The sequence below is a fragment of the Bradyrhizobium sp. SOJA106 genome (assembly GCF_059448745.1).
Map to the genome: position 1 here is coordinate 2762302 of NZ_CM182549.1, position 20755 is coordinate 2783056.

Consider the following 20755-nt stretch of genomic DNA (forward strand, 5'->3'; position numbering starts at 1 on the left):
TCCGCAGATCGTCCTGTTTCCTTCCTGGGGATGGCTTCCTTTCTCGGAGACGACTTCGTCGACTCCCTCGGAGAGGCGGGCGGCGGCGTCTGCGCAAGGCAATCCTGGACCTGTCCGCCGAGCCAGACCGCTGCAATCAATGCGATGAACAAACCGGCCCGCATCGTTCCGCAGACCCTCATTGTTCAACCTGCTTGGCCAGCCCACTCTTGGGCGTGACGTGCTCCGGGAAACTGCCATCTGCCGCGTCCGAAGCAAGACCCAGGCTAAAGGTTGGACTTCCAACGCGCCCAGGGCGGCGGCGTTCCGTGGCAATGCCTGCAGCTTGACCTTGCCGCGAGCTCGATCGTCAGCTCGTGCTCGCGCCGCAGGTGCGCTCCCCGCAAGCGGAAAGAGACGAAGCAAGGACCGGCTAGCTCGCCTCGCCCGCAATCCTCGCCAGATAATCGGACTTGCTGAACTGCATGTGGTCCACACACAGCTGCGCCAGTGCCCAGCTGTCGCGGCCTTTCAAGAGCTCGATCATCAATTCATGCTGGCGGCGCGATTGCGCGAGGCCTTCGCGGTCGGCGAGATTCTTGGCGCGCATGGGCAGCGTCAGGTTCATGTAGTCCTGAAGCGAGCGCACCAGATAGGGGTTGCCGCAGGCCGAGAACAGGGTGACGTGGAACGCGTCGTTGGCTTCGTGAATGCCGCGGAGGTCCCGTATGTCTGCCTTCGCGCAATACTGCTTCTGCAAGGTGGTCAGCTCGTCAATGAGAGCTTGCGGCGCGGGCAGAGGAATCATCAGCGCGGCCTGCCGCGTCAGCATCTCCCGGACCTCGTAGATGTGGCGGACCTCCTCGGCCGAATAGAACCGCACGGTGGCGCCGACATTCTTCTCGCGGCGCACGATGCCGCGCCGCTCGGCATCCACCAAGGCCTGGCGCACGAAATGGCGCGAGGTGCCGTAGCGCGACATCAGCGCGTCTTCAGTCAGGCGCGCGCCCGGCGGCAGCCGGCCGAAGATGATGTCCTCCTCCAGCCGCGCGACCACGTCGTCCGGATCGTCGCGCCGGACCGGCATGCTGTCTGCGGTGCGAATGTCGGACATTGCCCTCGGCCTTCGGTGCTGGACCGGTTCCTTCTGTGGAGCAGGGAAGGCGCAGATTGTCAATAATCTGGGCGTTTCGCGGTGCAAGGGCCCAGAAATGGCCGGGGAGACGCCTGTCTTATTGACAATGAGGGGGCAGGCTGTACCACAATGGCAACGCAAGGAGTGGCATGATGGCGAGTGGTCTGCGCAAGGGTCTGACGAGCTATGGCGATGCCGGCTTCTCGCTGTTCCTGCGCAAGGCGTTCATCAAAGCGATGGGCTATTCCGACGACGCGCTGGAGCGCCCCATCGTCGGCATCACCAACACCTATAGCGACTACAATCCCTGCCACGGCAACGTTCCGCAGATCATCGATGCCGCCAAGCGCGGCGCAATGTTCTCGGGCGCGATGCCGTTTGTGTTCCCGACCATCTCGATCGCCGAGAGCTTTGCGCATCCGACCTCGATGTATCTGCGCAATCTCATGGCGATGGACACCGAAGAGATGATCCGGGCGCAGCCGATGGATGCGGTGATCGTGATCGGCGGCTGCGACAAGACACTGCCGGCACAGGTGATGGCCGCAATCAGCGCCGATCTGCCGACCGTGGTCATTCCCGTCGGCCCGATGGTGGTCGGCCATCACAAGGGCGAGGTGCTGGGCGCCTGCACCGACTGCCGCCGCCTGTGGGCGAAATATCGCGCCGGCGACATGGACGATGCCGAGATCGAGGCGGTCAACGGGCGCCTCGCGCCGTCCGTCGGCACCTGCATGGTGATGGGCACGGCTTCGACCATGGCCTGCATGATCGAAGCCATGGGCCTGTCGCTACCGATGAGCGCGACGATCCCCGCGCCGCATGCCGAGCGCTTCCGTCTGGCCGAAGCCAGCGGCAAGGTTGCCGCCGAAATGGCCAAGGCCAAGGGGCCAAAGCCGAGCGAGCTCTTGACGCCGGCGTCCTTCAAGAACGCGCAGGTCGTGCTTCAGGCGATCGGCGGCTCGACCAATGGCCTGATCCATCTGACGGCGATGGCGCATCGCTCGCCGCACCGGCTCGATCTTGAAGTTTTCGACCGGATCGGCCGCGAGGTGCCGGTGCTGGTCGATCTGAAGCCCTCCGGCGAGCACTATATGGAGCATTTCCATCACGCCGGCGGCGTGCCGAAGCTGCTGGCACAGCTCGGCGACCTCATCGATCTCGATGCGAAGACGATCGCGGGCCAGACGCTGCGCGATGTCGTCGCAAATGCCGAGGACGTGCCCGGTCAGGACGCGATCCGCTCGCGCGACAATCCGATCAAGAAGGAGGGCGGCCTCGCCGTCCTGCACGGCAACCTTGCGCCGCGCGGCGCGGTCATCAAGCAGTCGGCGGCGAGCCCGAAGCTGCTGAAGCATACCGGGCGCGCGGTCGTGTTCGAATCCGTCGAGGACATGACCTTGCGGGTCGACGATCCCGATCTCGACGTGAACTCCGACGACGTGCTGGTGCTGCGCAATGCGGGCCCGAAGGGCGCGCCGGGCATGCCCGAAGCGGGATACTTGCCGATCCCGAAAAAGCTCGCGCGCGGCGGCACCAAGGACATGGTGCGCATTTCGGACGCGCGCATGAGCGGCACCGCGTTCGGCACCATCGTGCTGCACATCACGCCGGAATCCGCCGTCGGCGGGCCGCTGGCGCTGGTGCAGAACGGCGATATGATCAGCCTCGACGTGGCCAGGCGCAGCATCGAGCTGCTGGTCGATGCCGCCGAGCTGGAGCGGCGGCGTGCGGCCTTGAAGCCCGCGGCCGCGCCGGACGAGGCCAGGCGAGGTTATGCTTGGCTATTCGACAAGACCATCTTGCAGGCCGACGAGGGCTGCGATTTCGACTTCATGCAGAGGACTGGACCAAAGACGGATTGACGACTCGCACGAGCGCTCAGACCGCACAAGCGGCGGGCGACAAAACAGGGGGAAACGATGATTGCACGATCCACGCGTGGGTTGGTGGCTTTTGCCGCCATGCTTTTCGTCACGGGGGCCGGGGCGCAGGAGGTGAAGCATTATCGCTTCGCCTACGATCAGCCGCGCAACACCGGCTATTCGATCGCGGGCGACCTGTTTGCCGACAAGCTCAAGGAATTGAGCAAGGGCACCATGATCATCGACCAGTATCCCGGCGCGCAGCTCGGGCAGGAGCCGCAGGTGCTTCAGCTCGTGAAGGCCGGCGACGTCGAATTCGCCATCATCTCCTCGGCCAACACCGCGACTATCTCGCCGCAGGCCGGTGTGATGTCGCTGCACTTTCTGTTCCGCGATGAGAACCACGTCGTCAAGGGCCTCGCCGATCCCCGCGTGTTCGAAGCGCTGAAAACCATGATCGACGAAACCACGCAGGGTCTGCACGTGATCGCGACGGGGTCGCAGGGCGTGCGCCACATGTATTCGAAGCGGGAGATCCACAATGTCGGTGACATCAAGGGGCTGAAGGTCCGCGTGCAGGCGACCGCGACCGAGGACACCATGTTCCCGGCCTATGGCGCCCAGACCGTGCACATGCCGTTCGGCAGCGTCTACACCAGCTTGCAGACCGGCGTCGTCGACGTCGCCGAGAACAGCATCAACGTCTACCTCGTCAATAAGCATTACGAGGTCGCGCCCGTGCTCAACATCACCGAGCACGAGGCCAACAACGCACTGGTCTTCATCTCCGACAAGCTCTGGCAGAGTCTCACGCCCGAGCAGAAGGGGTGGGTGCAGACCGCGGCCAACGAGATCAGCTCGAAAGAGCCGCAAAAGGCGTTCGAGCTCGAACGCACCGCGGCCGAGAAGCTGAGGAAGATGGGCGTGAAGGTCGTCGACAATGTCGACAAGAAGAGCTTTACGGTGATCGCCGACCCCTATCTCGACAAGCTCGCCAAGGAGCTCGGCCCGCACGCCGAGAAGATCAAGAATTTGATCCGGTCGATCAACTAATCACAAACAAGGTCGTCATGCCCGGGCTTGTCCCGGGCATCCACGTTCTTCCTTCGAGACCGCGCCAAGTGCGTGGATGGCCGGGACAAGCCTGGCCATGACGGAAAGCCGCAGCCAGGACAATAATGCCCATCGCCGACAAACTGCTGGTGCAACGGCAACGCCACCTCAAATGGCGCGCGTTCGACTGGCTCGAGCTTGCGCTGATGATCCTATGCGGCCTCCTGTGCTTCGGCTTCTCGTTGTCGGTCACCGCCGACATCGTCACCCGCACCATCGGCCATCCCTGGCTGTGGCTCCAGGAAGTCACCTCGACACTGTTCATCTACGCGATCTTCATCGGCACCGCGGCGGCGACCCGGCGCAACGATCACCTCTATCTCACCGCGATCTCCGAGGCGATGCACGGCACGCCGCGGCTGATCGTCGAGATTCTCATTCGCCTCGTCGTGCTCGGCGTCGCCTTGTGCCTGATCTGGTACGGCTACCAGAACTATCTGCGCGGCTTCGGCAGCTTCCGTCTGCCGTCAGGCACCCCGATCGCCTCGCTCTACGCGATCATCCCGCTGTCGGGCGTGTTGATCGGCCTGTTCACCATCGAGCAGCTCGTCAACGGCCTGCGCAACGGCTTTGACCATCCCGAGCCGCCTGACGAGCATGCCGCACCTGTCGTCGCCGAGCCGCAGATGAGGGCGCAGCCGTGAGCGCCCCTGTTGTCCTCGCCTTGATGTCGATCTGCTTCCTGTCCTTCGGCTATCTCGGCGTGCCCGTGCCGTTCTCGCTGATGGCCGGCGTGTTCGTCGGCGCGATTCTGTCGGACGTTTCGCTCGCCGCCATCATCCAGAAGATCTTCGATGGCGTCGATTCCGAGGCGCTGCTGGCGATCCCATTCTTCCTTCTGGTCGGCGAGCTCATGAGCTCGGCGAACGTGGTGGTGCGAATAGCCAATCTGTCGGTGTCGCTGGTCGGCCATATCAGGGGCGGGCTGTCGCAGGTCGTGGTCGTCTTCAGCATGTTCTTCTCGGAAATGTCCGGCTCGACCACGGCCGACGTTGCGGTGATGAGCCGCGCGCTGGGCGGCCCGATGAAGCGCGAGGGCTACGAGCCCGCCTTCATCGCCGCGATCATCGCCTCCGCCTCGACCATCGCCGCGCTGGTGCCGCCGAGCATCACGGCCGTGGTCTATGGCGCGGTGGGCAACGTCTCGATCGCCGGCCTGTTCATGGCCGGCGTCGTGCCCGGGCTGATGATCGGCTTCGGGCTGATGATCTACTGCTATTTCTTCGGCCCATCCGGCCTGCGCAAACCGCGCGCGCCGCTGCGCCAGGTGGTGTTCGCGGCCGGCGATGCGGCCCTGCCGCTGATGATCCCGGTGATCCTGCTCGGGGGCATCCTCACGGGGTGGTTCACGCCGACGGAAGCCGGTGTCGTCGCCGTGGTCTGGATCATCCTCGTCGTGATCCCCGCGCTCAACCGCGGCCACATCAGGAAGATCCCCTATGATTTCTGCCTCGCCGGCCTGATCTTCTCACTGCCGCTGATCACCATCGGCGCCGCCAACGCCTTCGGCTGGATGCTCGCCTATCTGCGCGGCGCGACCTACATCGCCGAGTGGATCACCTCGATCGCCGGCAACGACCCGCACCTGATCATGCTGTTGATGGTGCTGCTGTTCACCGTGGTCGGCGACTTCATCGAGCCGGTGCCGACCATCATCATCTTCATGCCGCTGGTGAACGCGCTCACCGAGGCGGGCGAGATCAACGGCGTCCACATGGGCGTAGTGCTGATCGCAACGCTCGCCTTCGGCCTGATCACGCCGCCCTATGGGCTCGTCTTGCTGATGGCGTCGAAATTCGTCGGCATCAGCTTTGCGAAAGCGCTGCGCGCGGCGCTGCCGATCTACCTCGTGTTCTTCACCACGATCGCATTCGCGATCTACTTCCCGAGCGTCGTGCTCTGGCTGCCGCGGCACGTGCTCCCCGAGTCGGTCGGCTGCTTCAAGTCGCCCGCCGGGACGGGCTATATCTGTCCGCAGTGAGGGCTCACTTGCCCTTACTGGTGAACTTCTTCACGGCAACGCGAAACTCCTCCGTGTTCATCGCCATGATGATCTTGTGCTCCTCGGCGTCCAACTGTTGCTTCACCGCCGTGGTCGCGGCTTGGTAGACTAGCTGCTTGGTGCCTGATATCGCCGCCGGCGGGTTCTGCGCCAGCCGCTCGGCAAATTGCCGCGTCGCCGCCTTCAGCTCGGTCGCAGGAACGGTCTTGGCCACGAGACCCCATTCATAGGCCTGCTGCGCGGTAAAATTGTCCTCGGCGAGAAAGATCTGCAGAGCGCGGCGTGAGCCGACCGTGCCAACGATGCCGACCGTGGAGCCGCCGTCCGGCGACACCCCGATCTTGGCATAGGCCGGCGTGAATTTTGCGTCGTCAGCGGCGATGCAGAGGTCGGTGACGAAGGCGAGGCCCATCCCGGCGCCGGCCGCCGAGCCGTGCACGCTCGACAGCGAGATCTTCGGCATGCGCCTGATGATCTCGATGAAGGAATGATAGTGCTTCAGGAGCTCGCCGACGACGGGCGTCACCGTGCCGGCCTCGGCGGCAGCCCCGATCGTCTGCAGATCCCCGCCGGCCGAGAAGGCGCGGCCTTCGCCCTCGATCACCAAAACCCTGATGGCGTCGTCGCCTTCGATATAGGCGGCGAGCTGCTCGAGCTTCTGCGCAATCGCCAGATTGATCGAGTTGAACGCAGCGGGGCGGTTGAGCGTGATGGTTGCGATCGGGCCGTCGATCCGCAGCAAGGCGGGATCGTCCGGCTTTGAGACGGGAGCTGGCATCTGGAATATCTCCGGCAGGAGGTCGCTCTCGCGACTAAATCGCAGAAGGCTGGGGGTGACAATCCCCGGCCGCTCTTGCGCAAGGCGAAACGATAGGCTCAAATGGAGCCGCCTTTGCCAAGGGACGGACACGAGCGCCGGCTCCTCGTAAGGTCAGCCAAACCAAAATCAGCGAGAGAGGAGACGACATGGGTCACGCTCGTGTCTTCCGGAAATGGGCTGCCCAATGACTGGCCCGGTGATCATCGTCGGCGCCGGCCATGGCGGCTATCAAGTCGCGGCATCGCTGCGCCAGGCGGGCTTTGCCGAGGCCATCAGCCTGATCAATGACGAGGCGCATCTGCCGTACCAGCGGCCGCCGCTGTCCAAGGCCTACATCAAGGGCTCGGCCGGGCCGGAGGGCCTGATGTTCCGCCCCGAAAAGTTCTACCAGGACCAGAAGATCGAGCTGATCGCGGGCCGCGCGGTGTCGATCGACCGCGCGGCGCACAAGGTGCTGCTCGCCTCCGGCGAAACGCTGCCTTACGGCCATCTCGTCCTGGCGACAGGGGCGCGCAACCGGCTGCTGGATTTGCCAAATGCGAATCTGCCCGACGTGAAATATTTGCGCATCCTCGACGACAGCGAGGCGCTGCGACGGATCATGCCGTCGAAAAAGCGCGCCGTGATCATCGGCGCCGGCTTCATTGGCCTCGAATTCGCCGCCACCGCGCGGATCAAGGGTCTCGAGGTCGACGTGCTCGAGCTCGCCCCGCGCGTGATGGCGCGCGCGGTGACGGCCGAGGTCTCCGAGTATTTTCAGGACCGGCATCGCGAGGCCGGCATCCGCATCCATCTGGGCGTGCAGGCAACCTCCATCGAGGCCGAGAACGGCAAGATCACCGGCGTGTCCCTGAGCGACGGCCGGCATCTGCCCGCCGACCTCGTCGTGGTCGGCGTCGGCGTGCTGCCGAACATCGAGCTCGCGGCCGAGGCGGGGCTGCCGGTTGCCGCCGGCATCATGGTCGACGAATATCTGTCGACGGCCGATCCTGACATCTCCGCGATCGGGGATTGCGCGCTGTTCGCAAGCCCGCGCTTCGGCGGCTCGCTGCGGCTGGAATCGGTGCAGAATGCCACCGACCACGCCCGCTGTCTCGCCGCGCGGCTTACCGGCGACAAGAAGCCGTACGACAGCCATCCCTGGTTCTGGAGCGACCAGGGCGACGACAAGCTCCAGATCGCGGGCCTCACCACCGGCTACGACCGCGTCGTGCTGCGCGGCGATCCTGCCAAGAAGGCCTTTTCGGCGTTCTGCTATCACGGCGACAGATTGCTCGGCATCGAATCGATCAACCGCGCCGGCGATCACATGTTCGGCCGGAGACTGCAGGCCATGGACCGCTCGATCACGCCGGAGCAGGCCGCCGACGAGAGCTTCGACCTGAAGAGCGCGCTGGCGTGATCAGCCGAGGCTAAGCACTGCCTTAACCTCCGCGGCCGTCGGCATCGACGGCCCGGCACCCATACGCTGCACGGAGACCGACGCTGCGGCGTTGGCGAAGGTCAGCGCGTCACGCAACGTCGCGTCCTCAGCGAGCTGGGAGGCGAGCGCGCCGACGAAACAGTCGCCGGCGCCTGTCGTGTCGACTGCCGTCACGAAGTGGCCAGGCACCGCAATCTCCTCGCGCCCCGCAAGCGCGAGCACGCCGCGCCTGCCGAGTGTGACGCAGATAGTCTGGTCCGGGCGTGCCTGAAACTTTCGCGCCACGTCGATGATCCGCGCAGCCTCGTCGCTATCCGAAAGCTCCACGCCGGCGAGAAAGCCGAGCTCGGTCTCGTTGAGCACGAGGATGTCGACCAGCGCGAGCAGCTCGCTCGCCATCTTTTGCGCCGGCGCCGGGTTGAGCAGCGTCGTGGCTCCAACGCCACGCGCCCGCTCGAAGAACGCGGCAATCGCCGGCAACGGGATCTCGAACTGGCTGACCGCGACGTCGCCCTTCAACATCGGCACGACGCTGACGTCCTCTGCGCTGACCAGCGCATTGCTGCCGGGAATGACGACGATGGTGTTGTCGGCCTCCGCCACCGTGATGAGCGCGGTGCCGGTGTGAGCCTCCGCCGTCTCCTGGACATAGCCGAGGTCGATGCCCTGGTCGGCGAGGAACGTGCGCAGCTCGGCCCCGAACGAATCCTTGCCCAGCCTTCCGATCAGCGTCGTCCCAGCGCCGAGCCGCGATGCCGCGACCGCCTGGTTCGCGCCCTTGCCGCCCGGAAAATACAGCACCTGCTTTCCTGCGACTGTCTCGCCGACGCGCGGGTGGCGATCGGCCGTCGCCACCACATCCATGTTGATGCTGCCGGCGACGAAGACGCGCCCCATATCACCCTCCTAGAGCATGATCCGGAAAAGTGTGCAGCGGTGTTCCGATAAGATCATGCTCGAACAAGAACAAAAAGCCTAAACCCTGACCTCGAACTCGTGCCGGACCTTGGCGATGTCGACAAGTGTCGGCAGGCCCGCCTCGTTGCCGAGGCGCTGGATCTTGTAGGTCGAAGCGGCACGGGCAAAATCGAAATGCTCGCGCCAGCTTTTGCCCGGATGGGCCAGATAAGAATAGACATAGGCGCCGTGGAAGACGTCGCCGGCGCCGTTGGTGTCGATCACGCGCTCGCGCGGGATCGGCATTGCCGGCATCACCTGAACCGTCCCGGTCTCGTCGTACCAGAGCAGGCCCTTCTCACCCATGGTGACGCCGCCGATCTTGCAGCCGCGGCTCTTGAGATAATCGAGCATCTTCTCCGGCGTCAGATCCATCTGCTCGCAGAGACGTTCGGCGACGATCGCGACGTCGATGAACTCCAGGAGCTCATGCGTGTTGGTGCGCAGGCCGCCGCCGTCGAGCGAGGTCAGGATGCCGGCCTCGCGGCACACTTTGGCGTAGTGGATCGCCGCGTCCGGCTGATGGCCATCGACATGCAGCGCGCGGCAGCCGCCGAGATTGAGCATCGGAAAAGGGTGGATGTGCTCGTCGTCGCGGCAGCGGACGATGGCGCGCTTGCCGTCCTTGGGCATGATGAAGGACAGCGAGGACTGGTTGACCTTTCGCCCGTGCAGCGAGATGCCGTATTTCGCGCACATGTCCTGGAACATGCGCCCCAGCCAGTCATTGGCCGCCGTCGCGATCAGGTCGGGCACGATGCCGAGCTTGGCGCAGCAGAACGCCGCCGTCACCGCGTTGCCGCCGAAGGACACCGCGTAGTCCTTGGCCACGTGCTTTTCGTCGCCGGTCGGCATGTGGTCGGTGATGAAGACGACGTCGATATAGGTCTGTCCGATGAAGAGAGCCTGCATTGCTTGTCCGTGATGCGCTTGTGGTCCCGGCCGGCGCACTTACTCTAGCACCGGTTCCGCGTCTGAGACGCTGAAATTATTCGCAAAACCGCCCCGAAGCGCTTGAGGTCGGCATGGTGCCGGAATACGACCATGTCAGGCCCATGCCAAGCCCGGACAAACGCCGTCTTTCGGCGCGCGGTTCCAGGCCGTTCAAAAGGGGGGACATATGATCACCGGCCTCGATCACGTCGTCGCTCTGGTCAGGGACATCGGCGCGGCCAAGGTGGCCTATCAGACGCTCCTCGGCCGCGCGCCGGCCTGGCAGAACTCGGGCGAGGGCGCCGACCGGGTGCTGTTCACGCTCGACAACATGACGATCGAATTGATGGCGCCGAGCGGCTTCACCGCGACCGCCGACCGCATGCGTGCGCTGCTCGACGACCATGACGGCGTGCTCGCGAGCCTCTGCTTCCGTGTCGCAGACATCGGCAAGATGCACCGGCGGCTGGAGCGGGTGGCGCTGAAGCCTGATCGGGTCGCCGAGGTCGAGAGCAGCGACGATGCGAGCGGTGCGGCCCTGCACTGGAAGCGCACGCGCCCCGCCACCGAGCTGACGCGCGGCGTGCGCATGTTCTTCCTCGAGCTCGCCGAGGAGCGGCCGAAGTCGGTCGCGACCGACGTCGCGCCGATCGAGGGGCTCGATCACGTCGTCATCACCACCGAGGATTCCGATGGTGCCGCCGCGCTCTATGGCGCGCGGCTCGGGCTCGATCTCGCGCTCGACCGCTCGCACCACGACTGGGGCCAGCTGATGTTCTTCCGCTGCGGTGATCTCATCGTCGAGGTGGTGCGACGTCCCGTGGCGGGCGGCGATGCCCAGCACGACCGGCTCTGGGGCTTGAGCTGGCGCGTCGCCGACATCGACGCCGCCCGCGCCCGCCTGATCGCCGCCGGCCTCGACGTCAGCGAGATCCGCAACGGCCGCAAGCCCGGCACGCGCATCATGACGGTGCGCAGCGGCACCTGCGGCATCCAGACCGTGCTGCTGGAGCGCTCGCCGAAGCCGGTGGAGTGAGGGGATGGAGTCATTCCGGGGCGATGCAAAGCATCGAACCCGGAATCTCGAGATTCCGGGTCTGGTCCTTCGGACCATCCCGGAATGACGGAGCTAGCCGGTGTCCCTGCTTTCTCAAACGTGCGTCCTCGTGTTACACGGAATCCTGAGAACACCCAGCGAGCACCCGGTTTGGCCAAGGCAACCGCAAAGCGAACTCTGAAATGGCAGCGCGACCCCGAGGGGATGCGGCTGCGCATTCTCGAAGCCGCCAAGCAGGAGTTCTCCGCTCACGGGCTCGCCGGTGCGCGCGTCGACCGCATCGCGGCGAAAGCCGGCGCCAACAAGCGCATGCTGTATTACCACGTCGGCAACAAGGACGAGCTTTATCTGGCGGTGCTCGAAGGCGCCTATGACAAGATCCGCAGCGAGGAGCGCGGACTCGATCTCGAACATCTCGATCCGCCCGAGGCGATCCGGCGCCTGATCGAGTTCACCTGGAATTACTTTCTGCGCAACCCGGAATTCCTCTCGTTGCTGCAGACCGAGAACCTCGCGCGCGCCAAGCACCTGAAGAAATCGACCAAGGTCAAGTCGATGCACTCGCCCTTCGTCGAGATGATCCGCACCGTGGTGCGGCGCGGCGTCGAAAGCGGCGAGTTCCAGGTCGCGGTCGATCCGGTCCAGCTCTACATCTCGATCGCGGCCCTCTGCTTCTTCTATCTCTCCAACTCGGCCACGCTCAGCGTGATCTTCGGCCGCGACCTGCTCGCCAAGGACGCCAAGGACGAGCGGCTTTCGCATATGGTCGGTCTCGTGCTGGCCGCGCTGACGGGCCAGTCGGCCGCGCTGTTCGAGATCGCCAAGCCCGCGAAATCGCGGAGCGCGGTGGCGCAGACGGTTTAGTCCCCTAAGCTCTCCACTGTCATTCCGGGGCGGTCCGTAGGACCGAACCCGGAATCTCGAGATTCCGGGTTCGATGCTTCGCATCGCCCCGGAATGACGATCTGGAACCCGATGCGAAACGTCACAGGGAAAGCTCTGGACAGTATTTATCCAACGGGTTAATTTCTCGCCCGAACGAAGAAAGAATGCCGGGAGTGAGACGTGGCTGAAGTGAAGCCGCAGGGTGCGGTGTCCAAGATGCTGAATGCGGCCTGGGTGCGGCCGCTGTTGTTCCTGGTGTTCATCGTCGTCGCCTGGGATCTTTCGATCCGGCTGTTCAAGATTCCCGCCTATCAGATCCCGGCACCGGCCGACGTCGTCGCCGTGCTGCGCAGCGACTGGCCGGAACTGCTGCGCCAGTCTTGGCCAACGACTTATGCGACCATCTGGGGCTTCGTGCTTTCGGCGCTGTTCGGCATTCCCGTGGCGATGCTGATCGCGGGCTCGAAGACGGTGGAGAGCTACGTCTATCCGCTGCTGGTGTTCTCCCAGTCCGTGCCGAAGATCGCGATTGCGCCGCTGTTCGTGGTCTGGTTCGGCTTCGGCATCCTGCCGAAGGTGATCTCGGCCTTCTTGCTCGGCTTCTTCCCGGTGGTCGTCTCCGCGGTGCAGGGCTTCAAGTCGGTCGATCCTGACATGGTCGATCTCGCCCGCGCCATGCAGGGCAGCCGCTTCCAGGTGTTCCGCGCGGTGAACCTGCCGCATGCGCTGCCGGCAATCTTCTCCGGCCTCAAAGTTTCGGTGACGCTCGCCGTGGTCGGCGCCGTCGTCGGCGAGTTCGTCGGCTCGAATTCCGGCATCGGCTACGTCATGCAGCGCTCGATCGGCACCTTCGACCTGCCGACCATGTTCGCGGCGCTCGTGATCCTGGCACTGCTCGGCGTCATCCTGTTCTGGATCGTGGACCGCATCGAGAAGCTGGTCATTCCCTGGCATGTCAGCCAGCGCGAAGACGTGATTTTCGCATCTTAACTTAAGCAACGGCCCAGCAACGGCCGAAACAACAACGATAGGGAGAGTGCAATGAGGCGGTGGATTGGGGCTGCATCTGCGGCGCTGATGGTGTTTGCGGCCATGCCGGCGCAGGCGGCCGACAAGGTCGTGCTGATGCTGAACTGGTACGTCTATGGCGAGCACGCGCCGTTCTATTACGGCAAGGCGAAGGGCATCTATGCCGCCGAGGGCATCGACCTCGAGATCCAGGAAGGCCGCGGCTCCGCTGCAACCACGCAGGCCGTCGCCGCCAAGACCGCTGATTTCGGCTATGTCGACGTGCCTACCATGATGCGCGCCGCGATCAAGGGCGCGCCCGTGATCGCGACCGGCGTGCTGCTGCAGACCTCACCGATGTCCGCCATGGGTTTTGCCGACAAGAACATCAAGAAGCCCGAGGACATCAAGGGCAAGACGGTGGCGATCACGCCGGCCGACTCCATGACCCAGATCTGGCCGCTGTTCCTGAAGAAGACCGGCCTCAAGGAAAGCGATTTCAAGACCGTCGCCGGCGACGGCCAGACCAAGCTCAACGCGGTCATCAACGGCCAGGCCGACCTCTTGCTCGGCTACGTCATGGACCAGTCGATGAAGATCAAGGACGCCACCGGCAAGGACGTCTATCCGATCAAGTTCGCCGACTACGGCATCAACATGGTGTCCTCCGGCATCATCGCCAACTCCGACTATGTGAAGGCCAATGCCGATCTCGTCCGCCGCTTCATGTCGGCGACGACCAAGGCGGTCGAAGCTGCCGAGAAGGAGCCGAAGGCGGCCGCGCAATCGATCCTCGATGCCAACCCCAAGGGCGGCAAGATCGAGACGCTGACGCAGGGCTTTGAGCTGACCATTCCGCTGTACCGGACCGCGGAAACCAGGAGCAAGCGGCCGTTCCAGGTCACCGACCAGAACATGACTGAGACGGTCAACCTGATGGTCGAATATGGCGGCCTCGATGCCAAGGCCAAGGAGAATCCGAAGGCGTTCTACACCAACGACTATCTGCCGAAGAGTGGCTCGTGAGGCAAACACTGTCATTCCGGGGCGCCCGCAGGGCGAGCCCGGAATCCCGAGATTCCGGGTTCGATGCTTCGCATCGCCCCGGAATGACGAGCATATCGTGGAGTGGACCTGTTTGAATGAACCCAGCAACCAAGATAGCTGACGTGCAGCCGGCCGCGCATCTGAGACTGGTGAGCGACCGGGCCAGCGATGCCTCGGGCATCAAACTGTCAGGCGTATCGAAGACCTACCGGACGCGCGACGGCGACGTGCCGTCGCTGCGTCCGCTCGACTTCCACATCAATGACGGCGAGTTCTTCGTCGTGGTCGGCCCATCGGGCTGCGGCAAGTCCACGCTGCTCAAGCTGATCTCGGGGCTGCTGCCGCCGACTACGGGCGAGGTGCTGGTCGAGGGCGAGAAGGTGACGAAGCCGCACGGCAATGTCGGCATCGTGTTCCAGAACGCGCTGCTGCTGCCCTGGCGCAACATCCTCAACAACGTGATGCTGCCGATCGACATGAAGCGGCTGCCGCGGCAGGAATATCTCGATCGGGCCAGGTCGCTGCTGAAGCTGGTCGGTCTCGAAGGCTTCGAAAAGAAGCTGCCCTGGCAGCTCTCCGGCGGCATGCAGCAGCGCGCCTCGATCTGCCGTGCGCTGGTGCATGATCCCAGGATCATGCTGATGGACGAGCCGTTCGGCGCGCTCGATGCGCTGACGCGCGAACGCATGAATGTCGAGCTGATGCGGATCCAGCGCGAGACCAAGAAGACCGTGCTGCTGATCACGCATTCGATTCCGGAAGCCGTGTTCCTCGCCGACCGCGTGCTGGTCATGACCGAGCGCCCCGGCGCAGTCGCCGCCATCTACGACGTGCCGCTGCCGCGCCCGCGCTCGCTCGACGTGATGGCCGACCCGGTGTTTACCGAACTCGTGCAACGCATCCGCAAGCATTTCTTCTCGCAAGGTGCATTGGACTAGAGGCGAGTGATGTTCTCCGGAGCCACCACATGCCCGGTGCGCTCCCTCCCCCGCCTGCGGGGGAGGGTTGGGGAGAGGGTGTCTCCGCAGGCGAGAACCTCGCAAAGGAGAAAACCCTCACCCGGCACTTCGTGCCGACCTCTCCCGCAAGCGGGAGAGGTGCACGGCCACCGCTGCGGCCGCACTGGCGTCACCAACGATCATTCGGGTGCACCATGTCCCCGCGCCTGAAGCTGCGAGACATCGCCTTCTTCGAGCGACCCGTGCAGTTCGCGCGGCCGTTCCGCTTTGGCGCCGTTACCATCAAGGCGACGCCGCAGCTGTTCGTGCGGGTGGAGATCGAGGTCGAGGGCAGGGGCGTCGTGGTCGGTGCGGCTGCCGAGCTGCTGGTGCCGAAATGGTTCGACAAGCGGCCGGAGCTGTCGCCGGCACAGACGGTCGACGGCCTGCGCAGATCGCTCCAGATCGCGCGCGATCTCTATCTGGCGCAAACCGGTTTCCAGACGGCATTCGGTCTGCACGCCTCCTGCATCGGTGCCCAGGTCGCGGCTTGCGCGAAGGAGAACATTCCACCGCTTGCCGCGGCCTATGGCCCGGCGGAGATCGACAAGGCGATCCTCGATGGACTGCTACGTGCCACCGCGACCAGCTTCTTCGACGGCATGGCAGGTAACGTCGCGGGCATTGATGCGCGGCTTTCGCCTGATCTGAAGGACGCCGATCTCGCCACGTTCCTCGCCGGCCGAAGGCCGCTGCCGCGCGTTGCCGTCCGGCATACCGTCGGCCTTGACGATCCCATCGAAGGTCAAGGCGGCGTTGCCGATGCGCACGAGAACGCCGGTGCAAACTATTTCAAGCTGAAGCTGTCAGGCGATCCCGCCGCCGATGCCGCCCGTCTGGCACGGATCGGCAGGGAGCTCGATACGCTCGGACGCGACACCAAGGTGACGCTCGACGCCAATGAGCAGTACGCCGATCTGGCCGCGCTGCAAACGCTGATGGACCGGATCGATCGCGATGCCGCCTTGCGGCCGATCGCCTCGCACCTGCTCTATGTCGAGCAGCCGATGCCGCGCGACATCACGCGGCAATCGCCGTTGGGTCCGCTCGCCGCATACGGCTTCATCATCGACGAGGCCGACGATTCCTACGATGCCTTTCCGGCGGCGCGGGCGCTCGGCTATTGCGGCATGTCCTCGAAATCCTGCAAGGGGCTCTACAAGTCCATCGTCAACGCCACGCGCGCGGCGAAGTGGAGTGCGGCCGGCGAGCGGTTCTTCGTCACCGGCGAGGACCTTACCTGCCAGGCTGGCCTTGCCCTCCAGCAGGACCTCGCGCTGGGTGCCTTCATCGGCGTGACCCATGCCGAGCGCAACGGCCACCACTATGTCGACGGTTTTGGCGAAGCACCCGCCGCCGAAGCTGCGGCCTTTGCGGCGGCGCATCCCGATCTCTATGCCGATGATGGCCACGGCATCCGCCTCAAGATTCATAACGGCGATCTCCTGACGGGATCGCTCTACACAGTGGGCTTTGCGACGTCGGTCCATCCGGACTGGTCGGCGCTCCGCCCGCTCGAACAACCAAGATCACTCTGGGAGCAACTAGCATGACCACCCAACGCCTCGGCCTCATCATGAACGGCGTCACCGGCCGCATGGGGCTCAACCAGCATCTGATCCGTTCGATCGTCGCGATCCGCGACCAGGGCGGCGTCCGCCTGAAGAACGGCGACCGCGTGATGCCCGATCCGATCCTGGTCGGCCGCAGCGCCGAGAAGGTCGAGGCGCTCGCCAAGCGCTACAACATCACGGGCTGGACCACCGATCTCGATGCCGCGCTCGCCGACAAGAACGACACCATGTTCTTCGACGCCGCGACCACGCAGGCGCGCCCGGGCCTGCTGACCCAGGCCATCAATGCCGGCAAGCACGTCTATTGCGAGAAGCCGATCGCGACGAATTTCGAGGAAGCCGTCGAGGTCGTGAAGCTTGCCAATGCCAAGGGCGTCAAGCACGGCACGGTGCAGGACAAGCTGTTCCTGCCGGGGTTGAAGAAGATCGCCTTCCTGCGCGACTCCGGCTTCTTCGGCCGTATCCTCTCGGTGCGCGGCGAGTTCGGCTATTGGGTGTTCGAAGGCGGCTGGCAGGAGGCGCAGCGGCCGTCCTGGAACTACCGCAGCGAGGATGGCGGCGGCATCATCCTGGACATGGTCTGCCACTGGCGCTACGTGCTCGACAATCTCTTCGGCGAGGTCGAGAGCGTGATGTGCATCGGCAACACCGACATTCCCGAGCGCTACGACGAGCAGGGCAACAAGTACAAGGCGACCGCGGATGATTCCGCCTACGCGACGTTCCAGCTCAAGGGCGGCGTGATCGCCCACATCAACATGTCCTGGGTGACGCGCGTCTATCGCGACGACCTCGTCACCTTCCAGGTCGACGGCACGCTCGGCTCGGCGGTCGCGGGGCTCACCGACTGCATGATCCAGGCGCGGCAGGCAACGCCGCGGCCGGTGTGGAATCCCGACGAGAAGCGGCTGCACGATTTCTACGGTGACTGGCAGAAGATGCCCGACAATGTCACCTATGACAACGGCTTCAAGGAGCAGTGGGAGATGTTCATCCGCCACGTCTACGAGGATGCGCCCTACAAGTTCACGCTGCTCGAAGGCGCCAAGGGCGTGCAGCTCGCCGAATGCGCGCTGAAGAGCTGGAGGGAGCGGCGCTGGATCGATGTCGCCCCGATCAAGGCCTGAGGAGGCAGACATGAACAAGCCCGTCCTGCCCAAGTCCGCTCCTTCAATGTCGTCATTGTCACTCAAGCTGCCGAAGGCCGATCGCTCGATCGAGACCTACCAGCTCGCGGCCTCGCGCACATTTCCCGCCAAGCTCGAGGGGCCATTGAACCGCATCGCGTTCTCGGCCGTGCATACGGTCGCCGATCCGTTCGCGGACAACGACCCCTGGCTCTCGGTCGCCGTCGACTGGGACAAGACCATCGCCTTCCGCGAGCATGTCTGGGACCTCGGCCTCGGCGTTGCCGAAGCCATGGACACCGCGCAGCGCGGCATGGGCCTGGACTGGCCGACGTCGCTGGAGCTGATCACGCGTTCGGTCAATGCCGCCAAGCGCCGCAACGCTCTGGTGTTCTCCGGCGCCGGCACCGATCACCTCGCGGTGGAGGATGCCAAAAACCTCGACGACGTGATCCAGGCCTATGAGGAACAGCTCTCGGCCGTCGAGAAGGTCGGCGGGCGCATCATCCTGATGGCGTCGCGCGCGCTGGCAAAGCTCGGTCGCAGCGCCGACGACTACGCCAAGGTCTACAACCGCGTGCTGTCGCAGGTTCGTGAACCCGTCATCATCCACTGGCTCGGCGACATGTTCGATCCGGCCCTGGCCGGATACTGGGGCACCAAGGATCTCGACAAGGCGATGGACATTGCGGTGGCCATCATCAACAACAACGCCGCCAAGGTCGACGGCGTCAAGGTCTCGCTGCTCGACAAGCAGCGCGAGATCGACATGCGCCGTCGTCTCGACAAGCGCATCAAGATGTACACCGGCGACGACTTCAATTACGCGGAGCTGATCGCCGGCGATAGCCAAGGTTTTTCGCACGCGCTGCTCGGCATCTTCGATGCGATCGCGCCGGCGGCATCCTACGCGCTGTCGCGGCTGGCGGCCGGCGACGAGGCCGGCTTCCATGACGTGCTCGGGCCGACCGTGCCGCTGTCGCGTCACATCTTCAAGGCGCCGACGCGCTTCTACAAGACGGGCGTGGTGTTCATGGCGTATCTGAACGGCCACCAGGATCATTTCACCATGGTCGGCGGTCAGGAGAGCACGCGCTCCACGCTGCATCTGGCCGAGCTGTTCCGTCTCGCCGACAAGGCCGGCCTGCTCGCCAATCCCGAACTCGCGACGCAGCGGATGAAGACCTTGCTCGCCATCCACGGCATCGAACCCTGATGCGTGATTTTTCATCCGATCATCGCTGGCTGTCGCTGAACACGGCGACCGTCCGCAAGCAGGGTAATCTCGTCGAGATCATCGATGCCTGTGCCAGGCACGGCATCCGCGCCATCGATCCCTGGCGCGATCAGGTCGCTGCCGTCGGTCTCGATCGCGCCGCGCGTGCGGTGCGCGACGCTGGCCTTGATCTCTCAGGCTATTGCCGCGGCGGCATGTTCACCTCTGATACTTCGCGCCGGGGCGAGGTGCGGGACGACAACCGGCGCTGTGTCGACGAAGCCAAGGCGATGGGCGCATCCTGCATCGTGCTGGTCGTCGGCGGCCTGCCGCAATATTCGCGGCCTGGCAGCGAAGCCTCGAAGGACATCGTGGCGGCGCGCGGGCAGGTCGAGGAAGCTCTCGCCGACATGCTCGACTATGCGAAGCAGGCAAAGCTGCCGCTGGCGATCGAGCCCTTGCACCCGGCCTATGCAGCTGACCGCGCCTGCGTGAACACCACGAAGCAGGCGCTCGATATCTGCGACCGGCTCGACCCGGGCCGGAGCGGCATGCTCGGCGTCGCGCTCGACGTCTATCACATTTGGTGGGACCCGGAGCTGATGAGCCAGATCGCGCGTGCCGGCAAGGATCGCCTGCTCGCCTTCCATGTCTGCGACTGGCTGGTGCCGACCAAGGACATCCTCAACGACCGCGGCATGATGGGCGACGGCGTCATCGACATCAAATCGGTGCGTCAGGCAGTCGAAGCGCAGGGCTTTGCCGGCTATTCGGAGATCGAAATCTTCTCCAACGACTGGTGGGGCAAGCCGATGGACGAGGTGCTCCGCACCTGCATCGCGCGGCACAAGACGGTGGTGTAGTTAACATCAGTGCGCCCCCGCGGGGCCTGCGATCTGTTGCGGCGCACCTTCTGGCGCAGCAGCAAGCCGGTGGGAGTACCACCAATGGTGAGGTGGACGCCCATCAGTCCCAGGCAGAATATCATCATCTCGATGCCGCAGCCGCGTCACAGTCTGCGCCAGATTGGATGTGGTGATCCGTGGCATCAACGATCAGCAGACGCGGCGGATGTACCCAGGCCTGTTGATCTCGAATGGCCCCGACGTGCAACCGTCGGGGCCATTGTTGTGATGATAGTCGAATTGACGGCGAAGAGCCGAATTCTCGCAATTTGTCCGCTTCGCGAATTTGCGGAAGCGGGCGGACTGGTCGCATATTCAATGACATGCCCGGACAGCTATTGCCGCCTCGAGTGAGGTCGCGAGAAGCTCTACAGCCATTCCGCAAAACTGAACGGATCGAGACTTAAAGCATGATCCGGAAAAGTGCGAAGCGGTTTTCCGGAAAGATCATGCGCAAACAACAAACTAAAGCGCGATGACGATTCATCCAAATCTCATCGCGCTTTAGTGCTTCCCGCCGCCGGGTCGGCATATCCGCCGCGGCTTGTTCGGCAACATTGGCTTGATGGCAGCCCACTCCATACCTGCGAGTTCGTAGCGCATGATTCGAGCGTCAGTTTGGGAGCTTGAATCACGGCCTCAGGGCAGGCTCAACGTGTGGCTCGGCGGGAGGCGTTTGGACGCCGTCCGCTCGAAAGCAGACGCATTATG

Annotated in this window: 18 protein-coding genes; 14 read left to right on the forward strand and 4 right to left on the reverse strand. The window is 64.3% G+C overall.

Annotated features, from left to right (window positions below):
• Window positions 1–412: 412 nt before the first annotated feature.
• Window positions 413–1093 carry a GntR family transcriptional regulator gene (locus tag AC5V87_RS12365; RefSeq protein ID WP_495371134.1) on the reverse strand — a complete coding sequence of 227 codons (681 nt, stop codon included), beginning with the start codon at window positions 1091–1093 and terminating at the stop codon, window positions 413–415.
• A 173-nt stretch (window positions 1094–1266) separates the two neighbouring features.
• On the opposite strand from AC5V87_RS12365, the gene AC5V87_RS12370 reads away from it, so the two are divergent.
• From AC5V87_RS12370 to AC5V87_RS12385, 4 genes are all read left to right on the forward strand, one after another.
• Window positions 1267–2979, forward strand: coding sequence for an IlvD/Edd family dehydratase (locus AC5V87_RS12370; protein WP_495371135.1), 1713 nt, complete (start codon window positions 1267–1269; stop codon window positions 2977–2979).
• Between the two features lie 57 nt (window positions 2980–3036).
• Window positions 3037–4032 carry a TRAP transporter substrate-binding protein gene (locus tag AC5V87_RS12375; RefSeq protein WP_495371136.1) on the forward strand — a complete coding sequence of 332 codons (996 nt, stop codon included), beginning with the start codon at window positions 3037–3039 and terminating at the stop codon, window positions 4030–4032.
• A gap of 125 nt (window positions 4033–4157) precedes the next feature.
• Window positions 4158–4736, forward strand: coding sequence for a TRAP transporter small permease (locus tag AC5V87_RS12380; RefSeq protein ID WP_456839829.1), 579 nt, complete (start codon window positions 4158–4160; stop codon window positions 4734–4736).
• Window positions 4733–6073: a TRAP transporter large permease gene (locus AC5V87_RS12385; RefSeq protein ID WP_456839828.1), complete on the forward strand. Its 1341-nt coding sequence runs from the start codon at window positions 4733–4735 to the stop codon at window positions 6071–6073. The genes AC5V87_RS12380 and AC5V87_RS12385 overlap by 4 nt, the downstream gene beginning before the upstream one ends.
• 4 nt (window positions 6074–6077) lie before the next feature.
• Here the strand turns inward: AC5V87_RS12385 and AC5V87_RS12390 are convergent, their stop codons facing one another.
• Window positions 6078–6872 carry an enoyl-CoA hydratase/isomerase family protein gene (locus AC5V87_RS12390; RefSeq protein WP_456839827.1) on the reverse strand — a complete coding sequence of 265 codons (795 nt, stop codon included), beginning with the start codon at window positions 6870–6872 and terminating at the stop codon, window positions 6078–6080.
• 226 nt (window positions 6873–7098) lie between these two features.
• Here AC5V87_RS12390 and AC5V87_RS12395 point away from each other — a divergent pair, with 226 nt between their 5' ends.
• Window positions 7099–8316: an NAD(P)/FAD-dependent oxidoreductase gene (locus tag AC5V87_RS12395; RefSeq protein WP_456839826.1), complete on the forward strand. Its 1218-nt coding sequence runs from the start codon at window positions 7099–7101 to the stop codon at window positions 8314–8316.
• Here the strand turns inward: AC5V87_RS12395 and rbsK are convergent, their stop codons facing one another.
• Both rbsK and AC5V87_RS12405 read right to left on the reverse strand, forming a co-directional pair.
• The gene (rbsK, locus tag AC5V87_RS12400; protein ID WP_495371137.1) at window positions 8317–9234 is read right to left on the reverse strand and encodes a ribokinase; all 918 of its coding nucleotides are present in this window, start codon (window positions 9232–9234) and stop codon (window positions 8317–8319) included. It lies immediately after the preceding gene.
• Between the two features lie 78 nt (window positions 9235–9312).
• Window positions 9313–10206, reverse strand: coding sequence for a sugar kinase (locus AC5V87_RS12405; protein ID WP_456839824.1), 894 nt, complete (start codon window positions 10204–10206; stop codon window positions 9313–9315).
• A gap of 208 nt (window positions 10207–10414) precedes the next feature.
• Between AC5V87_RS12405 and AC5V87_RS12410 the strand changes: the two genes are divergently transcribed.
• The 9 genes from AC5V87_RS12410 (at window position 10415) to AC5V87_RS12450 (ending at window position 20002) form a co-directional block, all read left to right on the forward strand.
• Window positions 10415–11263 carry a VOC family protein gene (locus AC5V87_RS12410; RefSeq protein ID WP_495371138.1) on the forward strand — a complete coding sequence of 283 codons (849 nt, stop codon included), beginning with the start codon at window positions 10415–10417 and terminating at the stop codon, window positions 11261–11263.
• 225 nt (window positions 11264–11488) lie between these two features.
• Complete coding sequence (locus AC5V87_RS12415) at window positions 11489–12148, forward strand: TetR family transcriptional regulator (protein ID WP_456843397.1); 660 nt, start codon at window positions 11489–11491, stop codon at window positions 12146–12148.
• Window positions 12149–12349: 201 nt separating this feature from the next.
• Entirely contained in the window at window positions 12350–13159 is an 810-nt protein-coding gene (locus AC5V87_RS12420) for an ABC transporter permease (RefSeq protein ID WP_235539608.1), read from the forward strand.
• Window positions 13160–13210: 51 nt separating this feature from the next.
• Window positions 13211–14203: an ABC transporter substrate-binding protein gene (locus AC5V87_RS12425; protein WP_456839822.1), complete on the forward strand. Its 993-nt coding sequence runs from the start codon at window positions 13211–13213 to the stop codon at window positions 14201–14203.
• Between the two features lie 116 nt (window positions 14204–14319).
• Window positions 14320–15162, forward strand: a complete 843-nt coding sequence (locus AC5V87_RS12430) for an ABC transporter ATP-binding protein (RefSeq protein WP_456839821.1) — start codon at window positions 14320–14322, stop codon at window positions 15160–15162.
• Between the two features lie 215 nt (window positions 15163–15377).
• Window positions 15378–16775 carry an enolase-like domain-containing protein gene (locus tag AC5V87_RS12435; protein WP_495371139.1) on the forward strand — a complete coding sequence of 466 codons (1398 nt, stop codon included), beginning with the start codon at window positions 15378–15380 and terminating at the stop codon, window positions 16773–16775.
• Window positions 16772–17923 carry a Gfo/Idh/MocA family protein gene (locus AC5V87_RS12440; protein WP_495371140.1) on the forward strand — a complete coding sequence of 384 codons (1152 nt, stop codon included), beginning with the start codon at window positions 16772–16774 and terminating at the stop codon, window positions 17921–17923. Before AC5V87_RS12435 ends, AC5V87_RS12440 begins: the two co-directional genes overlap by 4 nt.
• A 10-nt stretch (window positions 17924–17933) precedes the next feature.
• A complete protein-coding gene (locus AC5V87_RS12445) occupies window positions 17934–19139 on the forward strand; it encodes a dihydrodipicolinate synthase family protein (RefSeq protein WP_495371141.1) in 1206 nt (401 codons plus the stop codon).
• Window positions 19139–20002: a sugar phosphate isomerase/epimerase family protein gene (locus AC5V87_RS12450; protein WP_495371142.1), complete on the forward strand. Its 864-nt coding sequence runs from the start codon at window positions 19139–19141 to the stop codon at window positions 20000–20002. The genes AC5V87_RS12445 and AC5V87_RS12450 overlap by 1 nt, the downstream gene beginning before the upstream one ends.
• The last annotated feature ends 753 nt before the right edge of the window (window positions 20003–20755 follow it).

Excerpts from the sequence above, each read along its gene's own strand:
- AC5V87_RS12380 (WP_456839829.1), top strand. The coding sequence starts at position 4,158 with ATGCCCATCGCCGACAAACTGCTGGTGCAACGGCAACGCCACCTCAAA.
- AC5V87_RS12445 (WP_495371141.1), top strand. The coding sequence starts at position 17,934 with ATGAACAAGCCCGTCCTGCCCAAGTCCGCTCCTTCAATGTCGTCATTG.
- AC5V87_RS12435 (WP_495371139.1), top strand. The coding sequence starts at position 15,378 with ATGTCCCCGCGCCTGAAGCTGCGAGACATCGCCTTCTTCGAGCGACCC.
- rbsK (WP_495371137.1), bottom strand. The coding sequence starts at position 9,234 with ATGGGGCGCGTCTTCGTCGCCGGCAGCATCAACATGGATGTGGTGGCG.
- AC5V87_RS12395 (WP_456839826.1), top strand. The coding sequence starts at position 7,099 with ATGACTGGCCCGGTGATCATCGTCGGCGCCGGCCATGGCGGCTATCAA.
- AC5V87_RS12410 (WP_495371138.1), top strand. The coding sequence starts at position 10,415 with ATGATCACCGGCCTCGATCACGTCGTCGCTCTGGTCAGGGACATCGGC.
- AC5V87_RS12415 (WP_456843397.1), top strand. The coding sequence starts at position 11,489 with ATGCGGCTGCGCATTCTCGAAGCCGCCAAGCAGGAGTTCTCCGCTCAC.
- AC5V87_RS12440 (WP_495371140.1), top strand. The coding sequence starts at position 16,772 with ATGACCACCCAACGCCTCGGCCTCATCATGAACGGCGTCACCGGCCGC.
- AC5V87_RS12430 (WP_456839821.1), top strand. The coding sequence starts at position 14,320 with ATGAACCCAGCAACCAAGATAGCTGACGTGCAGCCGGCCGCGCATCTG.
- AC5V87_RS12425 (WP_456839822.1), top strand. The coding sequence starts at position 13,211 with ATGAGGCGGTGGATTGGGGCTGCATCTGCGGCGCTGATGGTGTTTGCG.
- AC5V87_RS12405 (WP_456839824.1), bottom strand. The coding sequence starts at position 10,206 with ATGCAGGCTCTCTTCATCGGACAGACCTATATCGACGTCGTCTTCATC.
- AC5V87_RS12370 (WP_495371135.1), top strand. The coding sequence starts at position 1,267 with ATGGCGAGTGGTCTGCGCAAGGGTCTGACGAGCTATGGCGATGCCGGC.
- AC5V87_RS12390 (WP_456839827.1), bottom strand. The coding sequence starts at position 6,872 with ATGCCAGCTCCCGTCTCAAAGCCGGACGATCCCGCCTTGCTGCGGATC.
- AC5V87_RS12365 (WP_495371134.1), bottom strand. The coding sequence starts at position 1,093 with ATGTCCGACATTCGCACCGCAGACAGCATGCCGGTCCGGCGCGACGAT.
- AC5V87_RS12375 (WP_495371136.1), top strand. The coding sequence starts at position 3,037 with ATGATTGCACGATCCACGCGTGGGTTGGTGGCTTTTGCCGCCATGCTT.
- AC5V87_RS12450 (WP_495371142.1), top strand. The coding sequence starts at position 19,139 with ATGCGTGATTTTTCATCCGATCATCGCTGGCTGTCGCTGAACACGGCG.